At 70.1% G+C, this 17,057-nt stretch carries 15 protein-coding genes; 6 read left to right on the top strand and 9 right to left on the bottom strand.

The features are described 5' to 3' along the window. Positions 1–120: 120 nt before the first annotated feature. Both HW837_RS38785 and HW837_RS38780 read left to right on the top strand, forming a co-directional pair. Entirely contained in the window at positions 121–744 is a 624-nt protein-coding gene (locus HW837_RS38785) for a DUF6114 domain-containing protein (protein ID WP_045558888.1), read from the top strand. After that, positions 734–2,170: a hypothetical protein gene (locus tag HW837_RS38780; protein ID WP_193381849.1), complete on the top strand. Its 1,437-nt coding sequence runs from the start codon at positions 734–736 to the stop codon at positions 2,168–2,170. Before HW837_RS38785 ends, HW837_RS38780 begins: the two co-directional genes overlap by 11 nt. A 129-nt stretch (positions 2,171–2,299) precedes the next feature. Here HW837_RS38780 and pyk read toward each other — a convergent pair whose 3' ends face one another. From pyk to pta, 3 genes are all read right to left on the bottom strand, one after another. After that, complete coding sequence (pyk, locus tag HW837_RS38775; protein WP_045558887.1) at positions 2,300–3,730, bottom strand: pyruvate kinase; 1,431 nt, start codon at positions 3,728–3,730, stop codon at positions 2,300–2,302. Between the two features lie 135 nt (positions 3,731–3,865). Beyond that, the gene (locus HW837_RS38770) at positions 3,866–5,077 is read right to left on the bottom strand and encodes an acetate kinase (RefSeq protein ID WP_193381850.1); all 1,212 of its coding nucleotides are present in this window, start codon (positions 5,075–5,077) and stop codon (positions 3,866–3,868) included. A gap of 29 nt (positions 5,078–5,106) precedes the next feature. After that, the gene (pta, locus tag HW837_RS38765) at positions 5,107–7,200 is read right to left on the bottom strand and encodes a phosphate acetyltransferase (protein WP_045558886.1); all 2,094 of its coding nucleotides are present in this window, start codon (positions 7,198–7,200) and stop codon (positions 5,107–5,109) included. Positions 7,201–7,473: 273 nt separating this feature from the next. On the opposite strand from pta, the gene HW837_RS38760 reads away from it, so the two are divergent. Next, positions 7,474–8,499: an ATP-dependent 6-phosphofructokinase gene (locus tag HW837_RS38760; protein WP_045558885.1), complete on the top strand. Its 1,026-nt coding sequence runs from the start codon at positions 7,474–7,476 to the stop codon at positions 8,497–8,499. 24 nt (positions 8,500–8,523) lie between these two features. Here the strand turns inward: HW837_RS38760 and HW837_RS38755 are convergent, their stop codons facing one another. Then, positions 8,524–9,336, bottom strand: coding sequence for a helix-turn-helix domain-containing protein (locus HW837_RS38755; protein ID WP_234442610.1), 813 nt, complete (start codon positions 9,334–9,336; stop codon positions 8,524–8,526). A 155-nt stretch (positions 9,337–9,491) separates the two neighbouring features. Between HW837_RS38755 and HW837_RS38750 the strand changes: the two genes are divergently transcribed. Both HW837_RS38750 and HW837_RS38745 read left to right on the top strand, forming a co-directional pair. Further along, positions 9,492–9,953: a PPOX class F420-dependent oxidoreductase gene (locus HW837_RS38750; protein WP_093790645.1), complete on the top strand. Its 462-nt coding sequence runs from the start codon at positions 9,492–9,494 to the stop codon at positions 9,951–9,953. Between the two features lie 145 nt (positions 9,954–10,098). Further along, positions 10,099–10,515, top strand: a complete 417-nt coding sequence (locus tag HW837_RS38745; RefSeq protein WP_045558882.1) for a RidA family protein — start codon at positions 10,099–10,101, stop codon at positions 10,513–10,515. Here HW837_RS38745 and HW837_RS38740 read toward each other — a convergent pair. Genes HW837_RS38740 through HW837_RS38730 form a run of 3 tightly spaced genes read right to left on the bottom strand, consistent with a single transcriptional unit; the run spans position 10,505 to position 13,696 of the window. Then, the gene (locus HW837_RS38740) at positions 10,505–11,329 is read right to left on the bottom strand and encodes a carbohydrate ABC transporter permease (protein WP_234379422.1); all 825 of its coding nucleotides are present in this window, start codon (positions 11,327–11,329) and stop codon (positions 10,505–10,507) included. The two genes, HW837_RS38745 and HW837_RS38740, sit on opposite strands and share 11 nt — an antisense overlap. Positions 11,330–11,334: 5 nt before the next feature. Continuing rightward, entirely contained in the window at positions 11,335–12,270 is a 936-nt protein-coding gene (locus HW837_RS38735) for a carbohydrate ABC transporter permease (protein ID WP_237270565.1), read from the bottom strand. Positions 12,271–12,280: 10 nt separating this feature from the next. Beyond that, positions 12,281–13,696, bottom strand: a complete 1,416-nt coding sequence (locus tag HW837_RS38730; RefSeq protein WP_193381852.1) for an extracellular solute-binding protein — start codon at positions 13,694–13,696, stop codon at positions 12,281–12,283. Between the two features lie 163 nt (positions 13,697–13,859). On the opposite strand from HW837_RS38730, the gene HW837_RS38725 reads away from it, so the two are divergent. Beyond that, complete coding sequence (locus HW837_RS38725) at positions 13,860–14,219, top strand: hypothetical protein (RefSeq protein WP_052682920.1); 360 nt, start codon at positions 13,860–13,862, stop codon at positions 14,217–14,219. An 87-nt stretch (positions 14,220–14,306) separates the two neighbouring features. Here the strand turns inward: HW837_RS38725 and HW837_RS38720 are convergent, their stop codons facing one another. Together HW837_RS38720 and HW837_RS38715 are read right to left on the bottom strand one after the other, a co-directional pair. Then, positions 14,307–14,996 carry a response regulator gene (locus HW837_RS38720; protein ID WP_045558879.1) on the bottom strand — a complete coding sequence of 230 codons (690 nt, stop codon included), beginning with the start codon at positions 14,994–14,996 and terminating at the stop codon, positions 14,307–14,309. Next, positions 14,993–16,780, bottom strand: coding sequence for an ATP-binding protein (locus HW837_RS38715; RefSeq protein ID WP_045558878.1), 1,788 nt, complete (start codon positions 16,778–16,780; stop codon positions 14,993–14,995). Before HW837_RS38715 ends, HW837_RS38720 begins: the two co-directional genes overlap by 4 nt. Positions 16,781–17,057: the final 277 nt, after the last annotated feature.

Below are 17,057 nucleotides of genomic sequence, written 5' to 3'. Positions count from 1 at the left end.
GTCCCTCTCGTCGTGCGCTCCACCGCGCACACGATCTCCGTACCTGAATTCCGTACGCCCGCGTCGTACGCGTCGTACGCGAACTTCTCACAGCAACACCGTTCCAGGGAGCTGTTGTCCATGAGCGCCGAGTCAACGGGGCAGAACGAAGACTATCTCCGCGCCTTTCGGCGGCGCTTTAGCGACTGGAGGGGCTCTCGTCCCTTCTGGGCGGGCCTGTTGGTCCTGCTCGGCGGTTTCCCGATCATGTATCTGCCGTACGCGAACCTGCAGATCGGTCATCTGACGCTCGCCATGTCGACGACGGGCGGCGCGGGATCCCTCATCATCGGCGTGCTGCTGGTGGTGCTCGGGGTCAGCCTCTGGTTCCAGCGGCACGTACGCACCTTCGCCGGTACGGCGGCGATCCTCCTGGCGCTCGTGTCCATCCCGGTCTCCAACCTCGGTGGCTTCGGTGTCGGCTTCCTGCTCTCCCTGATCGGCGGTGCACTGGCCATCGCCTGGGCGCCCGGTCACGAGGAGGCGGCGGTGCCGTCCACCTACAGGACCCCGTCGCGGACACCGGTCGCGCAGGACACGGCTCCCGAGAACACGGCACAGCAAAGTGCGGTCCCCCTGCACAAGGGCGACGCCCCGGAGTCCGCGGGAGCGGGCTCGGCGAGCGGGGCGGCGAACGGCGAGGGCGACGACCTCACAGGTACCACCCACACGAACGGGACGAACGGGAGGCACAGTGCCGGCTGACGAGGTGACCCACGGGACTTCGGTGGGAGAGTCCCGTGCGAGATCCGGACCGCGGCACGCGGCGCCCAAGAAGCCCCTTCTCACCCGGCTGAACATGCCGGCGGGCAAGGCGATAGCCCTGGCGGCGATGCCGACGGCGGTCCTCATGGGCATGGGCTTCACGCCCACGCTGACGCTCGCCCGCGCCGACGACCCGACGAAGCTGTCTCTGACGGCCGACGAGTACAAGGACTGCGTGGAGGCCCTGGAGGCCGCCGAGGAGGGCACCGACGCCTCCGCGACGCCGACGCCGACCCCGTCCGCCGAGGAGAGCACCGACTCCACGGACGAGAGCCCCTCCACGGACGAGGACACGTCGACGGACGAGGGCAAGGACACGTCCACGGGCGACGACTCCGCCGACGACAGCAACTCCTCCGGAGACTCGGCCTCCGACGACACGGCCACGGACGACTCCGCGTCGTCGGATTCAGGTTCCGACGACAAGGACGGCTCCGCCTCGGACGAGTCGTCGACGGACGACAGCGACAAGTCCGCGACCGACACGGCCGGTTCCGGCGAGGCCCCCTCGGCCGACACCTCCGAGACCGACGGCGGCGGCAACGTGCTGGAGGACATCGGCACCGCGATCGAGGACCTGTTCAAGCCGGACGACAAGGAGACGGAGACCACTCCCTCCACGTCGACCAGCCCGTCCCCGTCGCCCTCCCCGTCGGAGGACGCCTCCGGCTCGAAGGAGGACGACGACGCGGGCTCGGACGCCGGCAAGGACGCGAAGGACACCGCCGGCAACGCCTCCGACAAGGTCGAGGACGCCGCCAAGGACGTCACCGACACCGCGGGGGACACCGAGGACGCCGAGAAGGCGGCCGAGGACGCCACCGACGATGCCACGGACGACGCCACCGCCACGCCGAGCCCCTCGCCGAGCGAGAGCGCGGACACCGAGGGCTGCCCGGTCGCCACGGACGACGAGAGCGGCGTCGAGAAGGGCATTCCGCCGCTGCCGAACGACCCCTGGTACCTGGACGCCAGCTCGCTGCTGCTGAAGGGCGCCGACTACCAGGGCGTCGTCAAGGTGAAGACCGCCGACGGCTCGGTCAAGGAGGTGCTGAAGTACGTCATCTCCGACGGCACCGACATCGGCGACCTCCACCAGACGGTCGACGACAAGCAGGCCGGCGTGACCTACCACGTGCAGGCCGGCAAGGGCACGACGTCCACGATCCGTGAAGGCAAGACGGTCATGTACACCGAGAGCATCTCCGGCAACCTGCTCGGGCTGATCCCGGTGACCTTCGACCCGAAGCACCCGCCGCCGCTGAACATCCCGCTGATCTACTTCACGAAGGTCAAGGTCGTCCAGGCGGGCCAGTTCGGCGGAACGCTCACCGTTCCCGGCATGCACCAGTTCATGACCGACTGAGCGGCCGGTCACCCCGCGGCCCGGGTCACCGGGCCGCCCCAGGACCCGTCCGGGAGCCGCACAGCGCCGAGGGCGCCCCCTGTTTCCGGGGGGCGCCCTCGGTGTCGTCCTACGGCGATGACGGCCGCGTCAGTCGCGGGCGCCGCCGCCCAGGTGGTGCACCCGGACCATGTTGGTGGTGCCGGGGACGCCGGGGGGCGAGCCGGCGGTGATGACCGCGATGTCGCCCTCGTTGAAGCGGTTGAGCTTGACCATCTCGTGGTCGACCAGGTCGACCATCTCGTCGGTGCTGTTCACGAACGGCACGACGTGCGACTCGACACCCCAGCTGAGCGCCAGCTGGTTCCGGGTGGACTCGTCGGTGGTGTACGCGATGATCGGCTGCGACGCGCGATAGCGCGAGAGCCGGCGGGCGGTGTCACCGGACTGCGTGAACGCCACCAGGGCCCGGCCGCCGAGGAAGTCGGCGATCTCACAGGCGGCACGGGCGATCGAACCACCCTGCGTGCGCGGCTTCTTGCCGGGCACCAGCGGCTGGAGGCCCTTGGAGAGCAGCTCCTCCTCGGCCGCCGTGACGATCTTCGACATCGTCCGCACCGTCTCCAGCGGGTACGCGCCCACGCTGGACTCCGCCGACAGCATGACCGCGTCCGCGCCGTCCAGGATCGCGTTGGCCACGTCGGAGGCCTCGGCGCGCGTGGGGCGGGAGTTGGTGATCATCGACTCCATCATCTGGGTCGCCACGATCACCGGCTTGGCGTTGCGGCGGCACAGCTCGATGAGGCGCTTCTGCACCATGGGGACCTTCTCGAGCGGGTACTCGACGGCCAGGTCGCCACGGGCGACCATCACACCGTCGAACGCCATCACGACGTCCTCCATGTTCTCCACCGCCTGCGGCTTCTCCACCTTGGCGATGACGGGGACCCGGCGGCCCACCTCGTCCATCACCTTGTGGACGTCCCGCACGTCGTTCGCGTCCCGCACGAAGGACAGCGCGACCAGGTCGCAGCCCATCCGCAGCGCGAACCGCAGGTCCTCGACGTCCTTCTCGGACAGCGCCGGCACGTTGACGGCCGCGCCGGGCAGGTTGATGCCCTTGTGGTCGGAGATGACACCGCCCTCGACGACCTCGGTCCGCACGCGCGGCCCGTCGACCTCGATGACCCTCAGCTCGACGTTGCCGTCGTTGATGAGGACCTGGTCGCCGGGGGAGACGTCACCGGGCAGGCCCTTGTACGTCGTACCGCAGATCTGCTTGTCGCCCGGCACGTCCTCGGCGGTGATGGTGAACTCGTCACCGCGCACCAGCTCGACGGGACCCTCGGCGAAGGTCTCCAGACGGATCTTCGGGCCTTGGAGGTCGGCGAGGACGCCGATGGCGTTGCCGGTCTCGGCGGCGGCGGCCCGGACCCGGTCGTAGCGGCCCTGGTGCTCGGCGTGGCTGCCGTGGCTGAAATTGAAACGGGCCACGTTCATGCCGGCCTCGATGAGGGCGACCAGTTGCTCGTGGGAGTCGACCGCGGGGCCGAGAGTACAGACGATTTTCGAACGGCGCATGGGACGATCCTATCGGTTTGTTTCGCTCCGGAATATTCCGTCTGGCGGAATGCTGCAATTCATATGGGCGGCTATGCGCTCAGGCGTGTTACCGGCGTGTATTGCCCGATGGTGCTCAGTTGTTCTTTTCGAAGCTCAGATGTTCTTTCCGACCAGGGCGTACGTCTGGGCCGCGATCTCCAGTTCCTCGTCCGTCGGGACCACCGCCACGGCGACCCGCGCGCCGGCCGGCGAGATCAGCCGCGGCGCGTCGCCCCGTACGGCGTTGAGGTCGCTGTCCACGGCCAGGCCCAGCCCCTCCAGACCCGCTACGGCGGCCTCCCGCACCGGCGCCGCGTTCTCGCCGACACCCGCCGTGAACGCGACCGCGTCCACCCGGCCGAGCACCGCGCAGTAGGCGCCGATGTACTTCTTCAACCGGTGAATGTAGATGTCGAAGGCCAGCTTCGCCCGTTCGTCGCCCTCGTCGATTCGCCGGCGGATTTCCCGCATGTCGTTGTCGCCGCACAACCCGATCAGACCGCTCTTCTTGTTGAGGAGAGTGTCGATCTCGTCCGTGGACATTCCGCCAACGCGCATCAAATGAAAGATGACGGCCGGGTCCATGTCTCCGGACCGGGTACCCATCACGAGCCCCTCCAAGGGCGTCAGCCCCATGGAGGTGTCCACGCACCGCCCGCCGCGGACCGCCGACGCGGACGCCCCGTTGCCGAGGTGCAGCACGATGACGTTCACCTCGGACGGGTCCCTGCCCAGCAGTTCGGCCGTCGCCCGGGACACGTACGCGTGCGAGGTGCCGTGGAAGCCGTAGCGGCGGATGCGGTGCGCGTCGGCCGTCTCGACGTCGATGGCGTAGCGGGCCGCCGACTCCGGCATGGTGGTGTGGAACGCCGTGTCGAACACCGCCACCTGCGGCAGGTCCGGGCGCAGCGCCCGCGCCGTGCGGATCCCGGTGAGGTTGGCCGGGTTGTGCAGCGGTGCCACCGGGATCAGCCGCTCGATCTCGGCGATCACGGCGTCGTCGATCACGGTCGGCCGGGTGAAGCTCTGCCCGCCGTGCACCACGCGGTGGCCGATGGCGGCCAGCTCGGCGGAGTCCAGGCCGAGGCTGTCCTTGGCCAGCTCGTCCGCCACGGCCCGCAGGGCGGCCTCGTGGTCGGCGATCGGCTCGGTGCGCTCGCGGGAGGCGTCCCCGTTCGTGAGCGGGGTGTGCTTCAGCCGGGAGGTCTCCTCGCCGATGCGTTCCACCAGGCCCATGGCCAGGCGGCTGCTGTCGCGCATGTCGAGGAGCTGGTACTTCACCGACGAGGAGCCGGAGTTGAGGACGAGGACGCGGGTGGCGGTCACGGGGGTGGGCTTCCTGTCGACGGTGGGGGTCACTGGGCCGCGGGCGTGGGCGTCCGGGCCTGGATCGCCGTGATGGCGACCGTGGTCACGATGTCCTGGACCAGCGCGCCCCGGGACAGGTCGTTGACCGGCTTGCGCAGCCCCTGGAGGACCGGCCCGACCGCGAGCGCGCCCGCCGACCGCTGTACGGCCTTGTACGTGTTGTTGCCGGTGTTGAGGTCCGGGAAGATCAACACCGTGGCCTGGCCCGCCACTTCGGAGTCCGGCAGCTTGGTCGCCGCGACACTCGGCTCCACGGCGGCGTCGTACTGGATCGGTCCCTCGATCAGCAGATCGGGCCGCCGCGAGCGCACGATGTCGGTGGCCTCGCGCACCTTGTCGACATCGGCGCCCGACCCGGACGTCCCCGTGGAGTACGACAACATTGCGATCCTCGGCTCGACCCCGAACTGTCGCGCGGTGGCGGCGGACTGGATCGCGATGTCGGCGAGCTGCTCGGCGTTCGGGTCCGGGTTCACCGCGCAGTCCCCGTACACCAGCACCTTGTCGGCGAGACACATGAAGAAGACCGACGAGACGATGCCGGCGTCCGGCCGGGTCTTGATGATCTCGAAGGCGGGCCGGATGGTGGCGGCGGTGGAGTGCACCGACCCCGAGACCATCCCGTCCGCCAGCCCTTCCTGGACCATCAGCGTGCCGAAGTAGTTCACATCGGACACCACGTCGTACGCCAGCTCCATGCTGACGTTCTTGTGGGCGCGGAACTGGGCGTACCTCTCCGCGAAGGAGTCGCGCCACTCGGAGGTCGCCGGGTCCACCAGCATGCTGTCGCCGAGGTCGATGCCCAGGTCGGCGGCCTTCTTGCGGATCTGCTCGACGGGGCCGAGGAGGGTGAGGTCGCAGACGTCGCGGCGGAGGATGACCTCGGCCGCGTGCAGGACGCGCTCCTCCGTGCCCTCGGGGAGCACCACCCGGCGCCGCTCGGAGCGGGCCTGTTCGAGGAGGGTGTGCTCGAACATCATCGGCGTGACCCGGTCGCTGCTCGGCGCCGAGACCCGGCCCCGCAGCTCGGCGGTGTCCACGTGCCGCTCGAAGAGCCCGAGCGCCGTCTCCGCCTTGCGCGGGGTCACCGCGCTCAACTTGCCCTCCATGGAGAAGAGTTCGGAGGCGGTGAGGAAGGAGCCGGACTCGACGGCGACGACGGGCGTGCCGGGGGCGAGGCGGGCGGCGAGGGTGAGGATCTCGTCGCTGGGCCGCTCGTCGAGGGTGAGCAGCAGGCCCGCGATCGGCGGGGTGCCGGCACTGTGTGCGGCGAGGGCGCCGATGACGAGGTCCGCGCGGTCGCCGGGGGTGACGACCAGACAGCCCGGGGTCAGGGCGTTGAGGAAGTTCGGCAGCATGGCCCCGCCGAAGACGAAGTTCAGCGCGTCGCGCGCGAGGCCCGAGTCGTCGCCGAGCAGGACCTTGCCGCCCAGCGCGTGGGTGATCTGGGCGACGGTGGGCGCGGAGAGCGCGGGCTCGTCGGGCAGCACGTAGCAGGGCGCGGGGAGCGGCAGCCGGGAGTCACCGAGCCGCTCGGCTATCCCGTCGCGGTCGGCGGGCGCGACCCGGTTGACGACCATGGCGAGCACGTCGCAGCCGAGGCCCTCGTACGCGCGGTAGGCGTTGTGCGTCTCGGCCACGACCGACTCGGCGGTCTGCTTCCGTCCGCCGACCACCGGGATGACGGACGCGCCGAACTCGTTGGCGAGCCGGGCGTTGAGCGACAGCTCGTCCGGGAACTGGGTGTCGGCGAAGTCGGTCCCCAGGACGAGGACGACGTCGTAGTCCCGGGCGACGGTGTGGAACCGGTCGACGAGCGTGGAGACCAGCTCGTCCGTGCCGTGCTCGGCCTGGAGCGTGGACGCCTCGTGGTAGTCCATGCCGTACACGGTCGCCGGGTCCTGGGTGAGCCGGTAGCGGGCGCGCAGCAGGTCGAAGAGCCGGTCCGGTCCGTGGTGCAGCAGCGGCCGGAACACCCCGACCCGGTCGACCTGGCGGGTCAGGAGCTCCATCACCCCCAGTTCGACGACCTGGCGGCCGTCGCCGCGATCGATCCCGGTCACGTACACGCTGCGCGTCACGTGTGCACTCCGTTTCTGGTTCGACTTCATGTGGTTCGACTGATTCGGCAGGGGAGGGGTGGAAATCACCGTCGCGGCGGACGGAAACCCTCTTGACAATACCCCTGACCATGGATAAGGCGCCCATCAGCGGGGAGGGGTGCCGGGCTGGGCCGGACGGGCGCGGCGACCCCCGGTCGGCCGTGAAACAATCGGACTGGCTCATAAGTACCAGCACCGAGCCGGACACTCAGGACGCTCAGGACGATCAGGACGAGCAGGAGACACAGCACGATGCGTATCGGAGTTCTCACCGCAGGCGGCGACTGTCCGGGCCTGAACGCAGTGATCCGGTCGGTCGTGCACCGAGCGGTCGCCCAGTACGGCGACGAGGTCATCGGCTTCGAGGACGGCTACGCCGGCCTCCTCGACGGCCGCTACCGCACCCTCGACCTGGAGGACGTCGGCGGCATCCTGGCCCGCGGCGGCACCATTCTCGGCTCCTCCCGCCTCCAGCGCGACCGCCTCCGCGAGGCCTGCGAGAACGCGCAGGACATGGCCCACCAGTTCGGCATCGACGTCCTGATCCCGATCGGGGGCGAGGGCACGCTCACGGCCGCGCGGATGCTCAGTGACGCCGGCCTGCCGGTGGTCGGCGTCCCGAAGACCATCGACAACGACATCTCGTCCACCGATCGCACGTTCGGCTTCGACACGGCCGTGGGTGTCGCCACGGAGGCGATGGACCGCCTGAAGACGACCGCCGAGTCCCATCAGCGCGTGATGGTCGTCGAGGTCATGGGCCGGCACGCCGGCTGGATCGCGCTGGAGTCCGGCATGGCGGCGGGCGCGCACGGCATCTGCCTGCCGGAGCGCGCCTTCGACCCCGCCGACCTGGTGAAGATGGTGGAGGAGCGCTTCTCGCGGGGCAAGAAGTTCGCGGTCATCTGCGTCGCCGAGGGCGCGCACCCGGCCGAGGGCTCCATGGACTACGGCCACGGCGAGATCGACCAGTTCGGCCACGAACGCTTCCAGGGCATCGGCACGGCGCTGGCGTACGAGCTGGAGCGCCGCCTCGGCAAGGAGGCCAAGCCGGTCATTCTGGGCCATGTCCAGCGGGGCGGCACCCCGACCGCGTACGACAGGGTGCTCGCCACGCGCTTCGGCTGGCACGCGGTCGAGGCCGCGCACCGGGCCGACTACGGCCGGATGACCGCCCTGCGCGGCACCGAGGTGGTGATGGTGCCGCTGGCGGAGGCGGTGACCGAGCTGAAGACGGTGCCGAAGGACCGGATGGACGAGGCGGAGTCGGTGTTCTAGGGGCTCCTGTCGGTCTTGGGTGGGTCAGTAGGAGGCTGTCCGTCGGACCAGTGACCAGAAGCGGTCGACGATCCCGTCCAGGAAGTCGCGGCCGGCGTCGCCCGAGTCGGTCGCGGCGGTGCCGTTCGCCCAGGTGAGGGTGGCGGCCATCAGGCCCTGGTAGTCGGCGTGCAACTCCTGGAGGACGTCTTCGAGGAGATGCCGGTCGAGGTGCCGGTCGGCTTGCTTGTCGAGGTGCCGGTCGAGGGCGAGCAGTTTGGCGATCGGCCGTACGTGGGCCTGCCAGCGGGTGGTGACCGCGCCGCGGAGCAGTTCCCCGAGCCTGGTCTCGCGCCCCGTCACGGTGGTGAGTTCGGGCAGCGTCAGATCGAGCACGGTGGCGAGGACGGCCGCCTGACGGTCGGTGCCGCGCCACTCCCCGGTCTCCTCCATTCCCAGGTACGGGGTGAGTTCGAGGCCGACCGCGCGGGCGACGTCCTCGGCGGCGATGCCCTGGGCCATGCGGTGCTCACGCAAGGTCCTGGGGGAGCTGATGAGTTCACCGGCCGAGCACCACAACACCCCCGCGAGCGCGGTGAGTTCGGAGCCGGTGGGGGAGGCGGCGCCGCGTTCCCAGGCGGCGACCAGGTCCGGGGTGACGTACGGGAGGCCGTACGAGGAGCGCATCCCGTAGGCGACGTGTTCGGGCTCCATGCCCAGCGCCGCGCGGATCCTACGGGCGGCGGGGGCGTTGAAGGGCGGGGTGGGGGCGGTGGCCTGTGGGGCCGGGCGCGCCTGTGCCTGCGGCTGTGGGTACGGGTGCTGGGGCTGCCGTTCGTGGGCTGAGCGTCGGTGCACGCGCACAACGTAGGGGCGCGGGGCTGCGGTGACTACGGGCTGTTCGGCCACAAACACGGATTGTAGGAAGCTACGGGTGGTGGGAGACCTGTGACTCCTGGGATCCGAGGGGCGTGCGGGCGGATGTCTGGACGGGCCTGGGTAGGGATGACGCCATGACGAAGCTGGACGGGCACATACGGGAGCGCCTACTGGCGCCGAACTTCTGGCACTTGGCGACGGTGGGACCGGACGGGGCGCCTCAGGTGTCACCCATGTGGGTGGACATCGAGAGGGACGGAGAGGACGCCTCCGGGCCCGAGTACGTCATGGTCAACACGTCGGTGGGGCGGGTGAAGGAGGAGAACCTGCGCCGCAACCCCCTCGTGTCCCTGTCCCACCACGACCCCGAGAACCCCTACGACCGTGCCGAGATCCGAGGCCGCGTCGTCCGCTTCGTGGAGGGGGAGGAGGCGGACCGCGCGATGGACCGCCTCACCCGGAAGTACATCGGGCAGGAGCGCTATCCGTGGCTCCTGCCCGGGGAGCGCCGCCTGATGATCCTGATCGAGCCGGTGCGGGTACGGCGGGTGGTGGGGGTGGAGCCGTTCCGGCCCGGGGTGTTGCCCGAGGGGTGAGACCCGCCGCGTGCGCGCGAACTCTGCGCGCAGAGACCACTTTCATGTCGCTCCCGGACAAGCGCCGTCCGTGCGGACCCGTAACTTCTGCGTGCAAGGGGCCTGTTCACGACCGACGGGCTCGCACTGTCGCAAGGAGTGAGTCATGGGTTCGCAGGCGAAGACGTACGGCTTCGGTGTGCCGTGGGAGTCGATCTACGGGTACAGCCAGGCCGTCCAGGTCGGTGACACGGTTCATGTGTCGGGACAGCTCTCCCACGACCGGGACGGCACCTTCGTGGGCGCGGGCGACTTCGAACTGCAGGTCCGCACCACGCTGGAGAACCTGGACCTGGTGCTGAAGGAGTTCGGGGCCGAGCGCGGCCAGATAGTGGAGACCACGGTTCTGGTGCGGAACCTGCGGGAGAACTTCGACACGACGGCACGCCTCCACGCCGAGTACTTCGGGGAGCACCGGCCCGCCAGCACGGTCATGGGTGTCTCCGACCTGGCCCTGCCGGACCAACTCGTGGAGATGGGCGCGCTCGTGCGTCTCGACGTGCGGCCCGGCCTCACCCCTTGACCGCCCCACCCAGAGCGAACCCCCCGCCCAACCGTCTGGCCACCCCCACGTACAACAAGATCACCGGCGTGGAATAGATCACCGAGAACGCCGCCAACTGCCCGTAGACGACCGTCCCCCGGTTCCCGAAGAACTCGTTGATGCTCACCGCCGCCGGCATCTGCTCCGGCGTGAGCAGCAGCATGAACGGGACGAAGAAGTTGCCCCACATCATCACGAACGAGAAGACGGTCACCACCGCGACGCCCGGGCCCATCAGCGGCAGTACGACCCGCAGCAGGGACTGGAGCGACGACGCGCCGTCCGTCCACGCCGCCTCCTCCAGTTCCTTCGGTACGCCGTCCATGAAGTTCTTCATCAGCCAGATGGCGAAGGGGAGTTGGGACGCCGCGAAGAAGAAGATCGTGCCCTGCATGGTGTCGATCAGGTTCACCTGGACGAACAGCGCGTACACCGGCACCATGATCGCCGTGATCGGCAGGCTCGTCGCGAACAGGATCGTCAGGAGGAACGGGCGGTTCAGGCGGGAGCGGAAGCGGGAGAGCGGGTACGCCGCCAGGGCCGCGCACACCACCGTGAGCGCCGTGCCCCCGCCGCACAGCAGCAGGCTGTTGAGCAGGGGCGTGAAGGTGATGTCGGGGGTCAGTACCGCGTCGAAGTTGTCCGGCGTCACCCCGTCCGGCACCTTCACCGTCAGGTCCGCCTTCGGGTCCACCGACGAGAGGATCACCCACGCCAGCGGAAGGACGAAGGCCGCGGCGATGACGAGCAGCCCCGCGTCGGCCGCGAGCCGTCGGGTGTTCGAGGAGGCCACGGCACTCACACCTCCGTCCGCAGCAGCCGCAGATAGACCACCGAGAACAGCGAACCCACCACCAGCAACAACAGCGCCACCGCCGTGCCGTAACCGATCATGCTCTTCTGGAACGCCTCCTCGTACATGAAGAGGGGGAGGGTCTGGCTCTTGCCGCCGGGGCCGCCTCGCGTCATCACCCAGATCAGGCCGAAGACCGACAGGGTCTGGAGGGTGATCAGCATGAGGTTCGTGCCGATCGAGCGGCGGATCATCGGGAGCGTGATGTGCCACATACGGCGCCAGCCGCCCGCGCCGTCCATCTCCGCCGCCTCCGTGATCTCCTTCGGGATCTCGTTCAGGGCCGCCGAGTACACCAGCATCGAGAAGGCCGTCCCCCGCCAGACGTTCGCGAACGACACCGCGAGGATCGGGAGCGTGTACAGCCAGTTCTGGGTGGGGAGATGGAGCCAGTCCAGGACGGCGTTCAGGGTGCCTTCGCGGCGGAAGAAGGCGTAGAGGAGGAACCCGGCCACGACCTCCGGGAGGACCCACGCCGTGACGACGATTCCCCCGACCAGCGTGCGAACCGGCTTCGACGCGCGCTGCATCAGCGCCGCCAGCGCCAGGCCCAGCGTGTTCTGGCCCAGCAGCGCCGAGACCACCGTGAAGACCAGGGTCAGCCAGACCGCGTTGAGGAACGCCTCGTCCCCGAACGCCGTACGGAAGTTCTCGAAGCCGATGAAGGAGTCCTCGGCCTGGCCGGTGAGTTGGAGGTCGGTGAAGGCGATGTAGGCGCAGTAGCCGATCGGGCCGGCGAGGAAGAGGAGCAGGAGGACGGTGGCGGGGGTGAGGGGGAGGGCCCGGGTGAACGCCCGGAACGCGGGGTGAGGAGGTCCCGTCACCGGCCGTCCCGTCACCGGCCGTCCCGTCACCGGCCGTCCCGTGGCCGGCCCCTTCATGCGCGGGGGCTCATTCTTCCGTCCCCTCGACCACCTGGTCGTCCGTCGCCGTCCTCAGCTCCTCGTCGTAGCTCTTCGCCGCCTCCGCCACCGAGGCGTCGCCGGTCGTCACGGATTCCATCGCCTCCTGGATGGCCGTGGAGACCTTCGGATACGCCGGATACGCCGGGCGGTAGTGCGTGCTCGACACCAGATCGGTGAAGAACTTGATGCCGGGCTGCGCCTTCACATAGGCCGGGTCGGCGGCCACGTCCTTGCGGACGGCGATTCCCGAATTGGCGATGTACCACTTCTGGGCGTTCGCCTTCGACTGCATCGTCTTGATGAACTCGAAGGCGAGGTCGGGGTTTCCGGCCTTTTCGGGAATGGCCCAGGTCCAGCCGCCGGACATGCTCACCTTGCCGGGCGACTGGCCGTTCTGGGTCGGCATGGCGGCGAGGCCCAGTTTCTCCGACCACTCCGGCCATTCATGACCGCTGCCGGGCAGCCAGTCCTGGGGGAGCCAGGAGCCGTCCAGGTTGATGCCGAGTTTCCCCTCGGGGAGGAGTTCGCCGCGAACCCGGGTGGAGATGTTGGGGTCGAGGGCGTCGGAGACCTCCGGGCCCAGTTTCTCCTGGTAGACCGTCTCCACGAAGGTGAGGGCGTCCTTGAAGCCCTGGGTGCCCGCCTTCCATTTCTTCGACTTCTCGTCGTACAGCGGGTCGGTCGCGCCGGCCGCCGTCGCGCCCTCCGTGCCGTAGAGCAGCATCTCGAAGCCCTGCATGGTCGCGGCCTCACCGGCCGGTTTGCCCGTGTAGACGTTCAGCGGGATGACGTCCGGGACCTTCCGCTTGATGGCGCGGGCCGCGTCGAGCACGTCAGCCCACGTCTTCGGCTGCCAGTCCGCCGGCAGGCCCGCCTTCGCGAAGATCGCCTTGTCGAACCAGAGGCCGCGGGTGTCCGTGCCATCGGGAATTCCGTACGTCTTTCCGTCCTCGGCCTTCGCCGCGGTCTTGGCCGTGTCGATGAACTGGTCCCAGTCCTTCCAGCCGGCCAGGTAGTCGTCCAGGGGCTTCAGATAGCCGCTGGTGATGTCCGAGTTGATGAGGAACGTGTCCTCGTAGACCAGATCCGGTGCCGTCTTCGGTGAGCGCAGCATCTGCTGCACCTTGGTGTAGTACTCCGAGTCCGGGGCCTTGATCGGGACGAGTTTCACCTTCTTGCCAGGGTGCGCCTTCTCGAACTGCTTCTTCACGTCGGCGAGGAAGGTGTCCATCACCCGGACCTGGTTGTCCGTGGACTGCTTGTAGGAGACCTCCACCGTGTCCGGGTCGCTGCCGGAGCCGCTGCCGCAGGCGGCGAGCACGCCCGGCGCGGTGACCGCGAGGGCGGCGGTGAGGAGGAGACGGAGGGGGGATCGGCGGGAACTGGGTGCGGTGGGGCGCACGAGCACGACCTCCTGCTGGCTACGTCGCTGTGGCCTTGGGTGGTGCCCGGTGACGGTAAGGGGAGTGGTCTAGTCAGGTCAATGCGTCTGCACCGGATCCCCTCAAGGCGCTTGAGCAGAGGCTTCGTCGGCGCCGGGACAGGGGCAGGGGTGTCTTCTCCATGTGCCCCTCACCGTGCTCGCCGCCGTCATCGCCGCCTCGGCGCAGGCGAAGCAGCCGGCCATGCGGGGCGATCTCGGGCTGCGGCCGGCCCGGCTCGCCGGGGCGGAGAGAGTTTTCGACTGGGAAGTCGCACACCGGGCCGATGCGCGCAGGCGCTCCCGCAAGCTCATCCAGTGCGGGATCGATCTGCCGGCCTTCTGCGTCGTCCCGTTCGCCGGGCTGCTGGTGTACTGGGTGAGCGGGCGGACCAGCACCGGACTCGTCGTGCTCTCCGCCGCCGAGGCCCTCACGATCGTCGGGCTCGGCATGCAGGTCGTCGCCCACGCCGCGCCCTTTCGCGCGCCGGGTGCGGCCGGCTGACCCCGGCTCCTCCGCGCGCCCGGTGCTCCCGACCGACCCCGGCCCCTTCGTGCGCCCGGTGCCTCCGGGCTGACCCCGTCCCCTCTACTACCCCTTCACCCATCGGTACTGCAGTTCCGGCCGTCCCACCTGACCGTACTGCGGGCTGCGTGCCGCTCGGCCCGCGTCGACCAGGTGCTCCAGATAGCGTCGGGCCGTGATGCGTGAGATGCCGACCGCCTCCGCCACCCCGGCCGCCGTCAGGCCCTCGCCCGAGTCCCGCAGGGCCACCGTCACCCGCTCCAGCGTCGGGGCGCTCAGCCCTTTCGGCAGCGCCGCCGGGCCGGGGGCCCGCAGGGTCGCCAGCGCCCGGTCCACCTCGTCCTGGCCGCTGGCCTCGCCCGCCGCCGCGTGGAACTCGGCGTAGCGGACGAGACGGTCACGGAGGGTTGCGAACGTGAAGGGTTTGAGGACGTACTGGACCACGCCCAGCGAGACGCCCTCCCGGACCACCGTCAGGTCCCGCGCCGACGTCACCGCTATCACGTCCGCGTGGTAGCCGGCCGCGCGGAGGGAACGGGCCAGCTGCAGACCGTGCACGTCCGGCAGGTGGAGGTCCAGCAGCAGCAGGTCCACCGGCATACGGTCCAGCGCGCGCCGCGCCTCCGCGCCCGTGTGCGCCTTGCCGACCGCGGTGAAGCCGGGGACACGGCCGACGTACATCATGTGCGCGTCGGCGGCAACGGGGTCGTCCTCGACGACCAGGACTCTGATGGGGTCGGACCCGGCCTGCGTCATACGTCGTCGCCTCCAGCCACAGTGGCCCGGGGGGCCTGGACAGCATGTGCGGTCGGTGCGGCCGGTACGGCCTGCCCCGTCCGGTGCGTACCGCTGGTGCCCAGCGGCAGCCGTACCTCGAACTGGGCCCCGCCGCCGGGTGCCTGCGACACCGTCAGCGTGCCCCCGTGCCGGCGCGCCGTCTGCCGCACGAGGGCCAGCCCGAGGCCGCGGCCGCCGGGGCCGGAGGGTTTCGTCGAGAAGCCGCGTTCGAAGACGGCCTCCGCGAGGGCGGGGTCCACGCCGGCGCCGGTGTCGGCGACGCGCAGCACCAGGACGGAGGTGTCCGAGCCGCCCTCCGTCACCTCGGCGGTCGCACCTGCCCCGCCCGCCTCGCTCGTCCAGTCCGTCCCGTCCGTCTCGGCGGGCTCGCCCGCTTCATCCGTGTACGCCGTCACCGTCACCCTCGCCCCCATCGAGCCCTGCGCCGCGTCCACCGCGTTGTCGATCAGGTTGCCCAGGACCGTGACCAGGTCACGGGCCGGGAGGGACTCCGGGAGGAGGCCGTCGTCGATGCGGCTGTCCTCGGAGACCACCAGCTCGACGCCCCGCTCGTTCGCCTGCGCGGCCTTGCCCAGCAGCAGCGCGGCGAGCACCGGTTCGCTGACCGCCGCCACGACCTGGTCCGTCAGCGCCTGCGCCAGCTCCAGCTCCGCCGTCGCGAAGTCGATCGCCTCGTCCGAGCGGCCCAGCTCGATGAGCGAGACGACCGTGTGGAGGCGGTTGGCGGCCTCGTGCGCCTGGGAACGCAGCGCCTGGGTGAAGCCCCGTTCGGAGTCCAGCTCGCCCGTGAGGGACTGCAACTCGGTCACGTCGCGCAGGGTGACCACCGCGCCCCGGCGCTGGCCGCCCGAGACCGGAGAGGTGTTCACCACCAGCACCCGTTCGGCGGTGAGGAGCACCTCGTCCACCCGGGGCTCGGAGGAGAGCAGGGCGCCCGTCAGCGGCGCGGGCAGCCCCAGCTCCGCCACCGAACGGCCGACCGCCTCGTCCGTCACCCCCAGCAGCTCCCGCGCCCCGTCGTTGATGAGGGCCACCCGGTACTGGCCGTCGAGCATCAGCAGGCCCTCGCGCACGGCGTGCAGGGCGGCCTGGTGGTAGTCGTGCATGTTGCTGAGCTCGGAGGCGTTCATGTTGTGGGTGTGGCGGCGCAGGCGGGCGTTGACGATATAGGTGCCGATGCCGCCGAGGGCGAGCGCGCCGACGGCCACGCCGACCAGGGCCGTGAGCTGGTCCTGGACGCGGTCGCTGATCGCCTGGACCCGGATGCCGGCGCTGACCAGGCCGATGACCTCGCCGTTCTCCATGATCGGGGTGACCGCGCGGACCGACGGGCCGAGGGTGCCGGTGTAGGTCTCGGTGAAGGACTCGCCGTTCTGCGGCTTCTCGATGTGGCCGAGGAAGTGCTCGCCTATCCGGTCGGGGTCGGGGTGCGTCCAGCGGATGCCGTCACGGGTCATGATCGTGACGAAGTCGACGCCGGCGTGCTGCTGCACCGCCGTGGCGTACGGCTGGAGCCGCTCGGTCGGATCGGACGTGTGGATCGCCGCCCGCACCGAGGGGGCGTCCGCCACCGTGGCCGCCACGGCCATGGCCTGACGGCGCCCCGCCTCCTCCGCCTGGGAGCGGTCGCTGACGTAGGTGAACAGTGCGTATCCGGCCACGACGGCCGCGATCAGCACCGCCTGCACGGCGAAGAGCTGACCGGCCAGGCTGCGGGGGCGGAGGCGGTGCGGGACGCGCATGGCAACAGTCTGCACGTACGGGTTGGCGTGAACTAAATGAACGGAAGGGTGACCGCCCTCACAGGGAGGGACATAGTCACTGCATCGACTCGTCCAGCACGGACACCGACAGGGAGTACGACTCCCGCCCCCGGGACCCCACAACCCGAGCCGCCGGGAGCCCGACTCCCACCCCCGGGAGCCCCCCAGCTCCCACCGGAGGCCTCGGCCTCCGGCCCCGGAAGCCCGCCGGCTTCCACCGCCGGGAGCCCCGGCTCCCACACCCCACGGGAGCCCC

It is taken from the genome of Streptomyces caniscabiei, assembly GCF_014930365.1.
Lineage (GTDB): Bacteria > Actinomycetota > Actinomycetes > Streptomycetales > Streptomycetaceae > Streptomyces > Streptomyces caniscabiei.
Note: the sequence above shows the minus strand (reverse complement) of the source record. Positions and strands in the feature narration are given on the sequence as shown.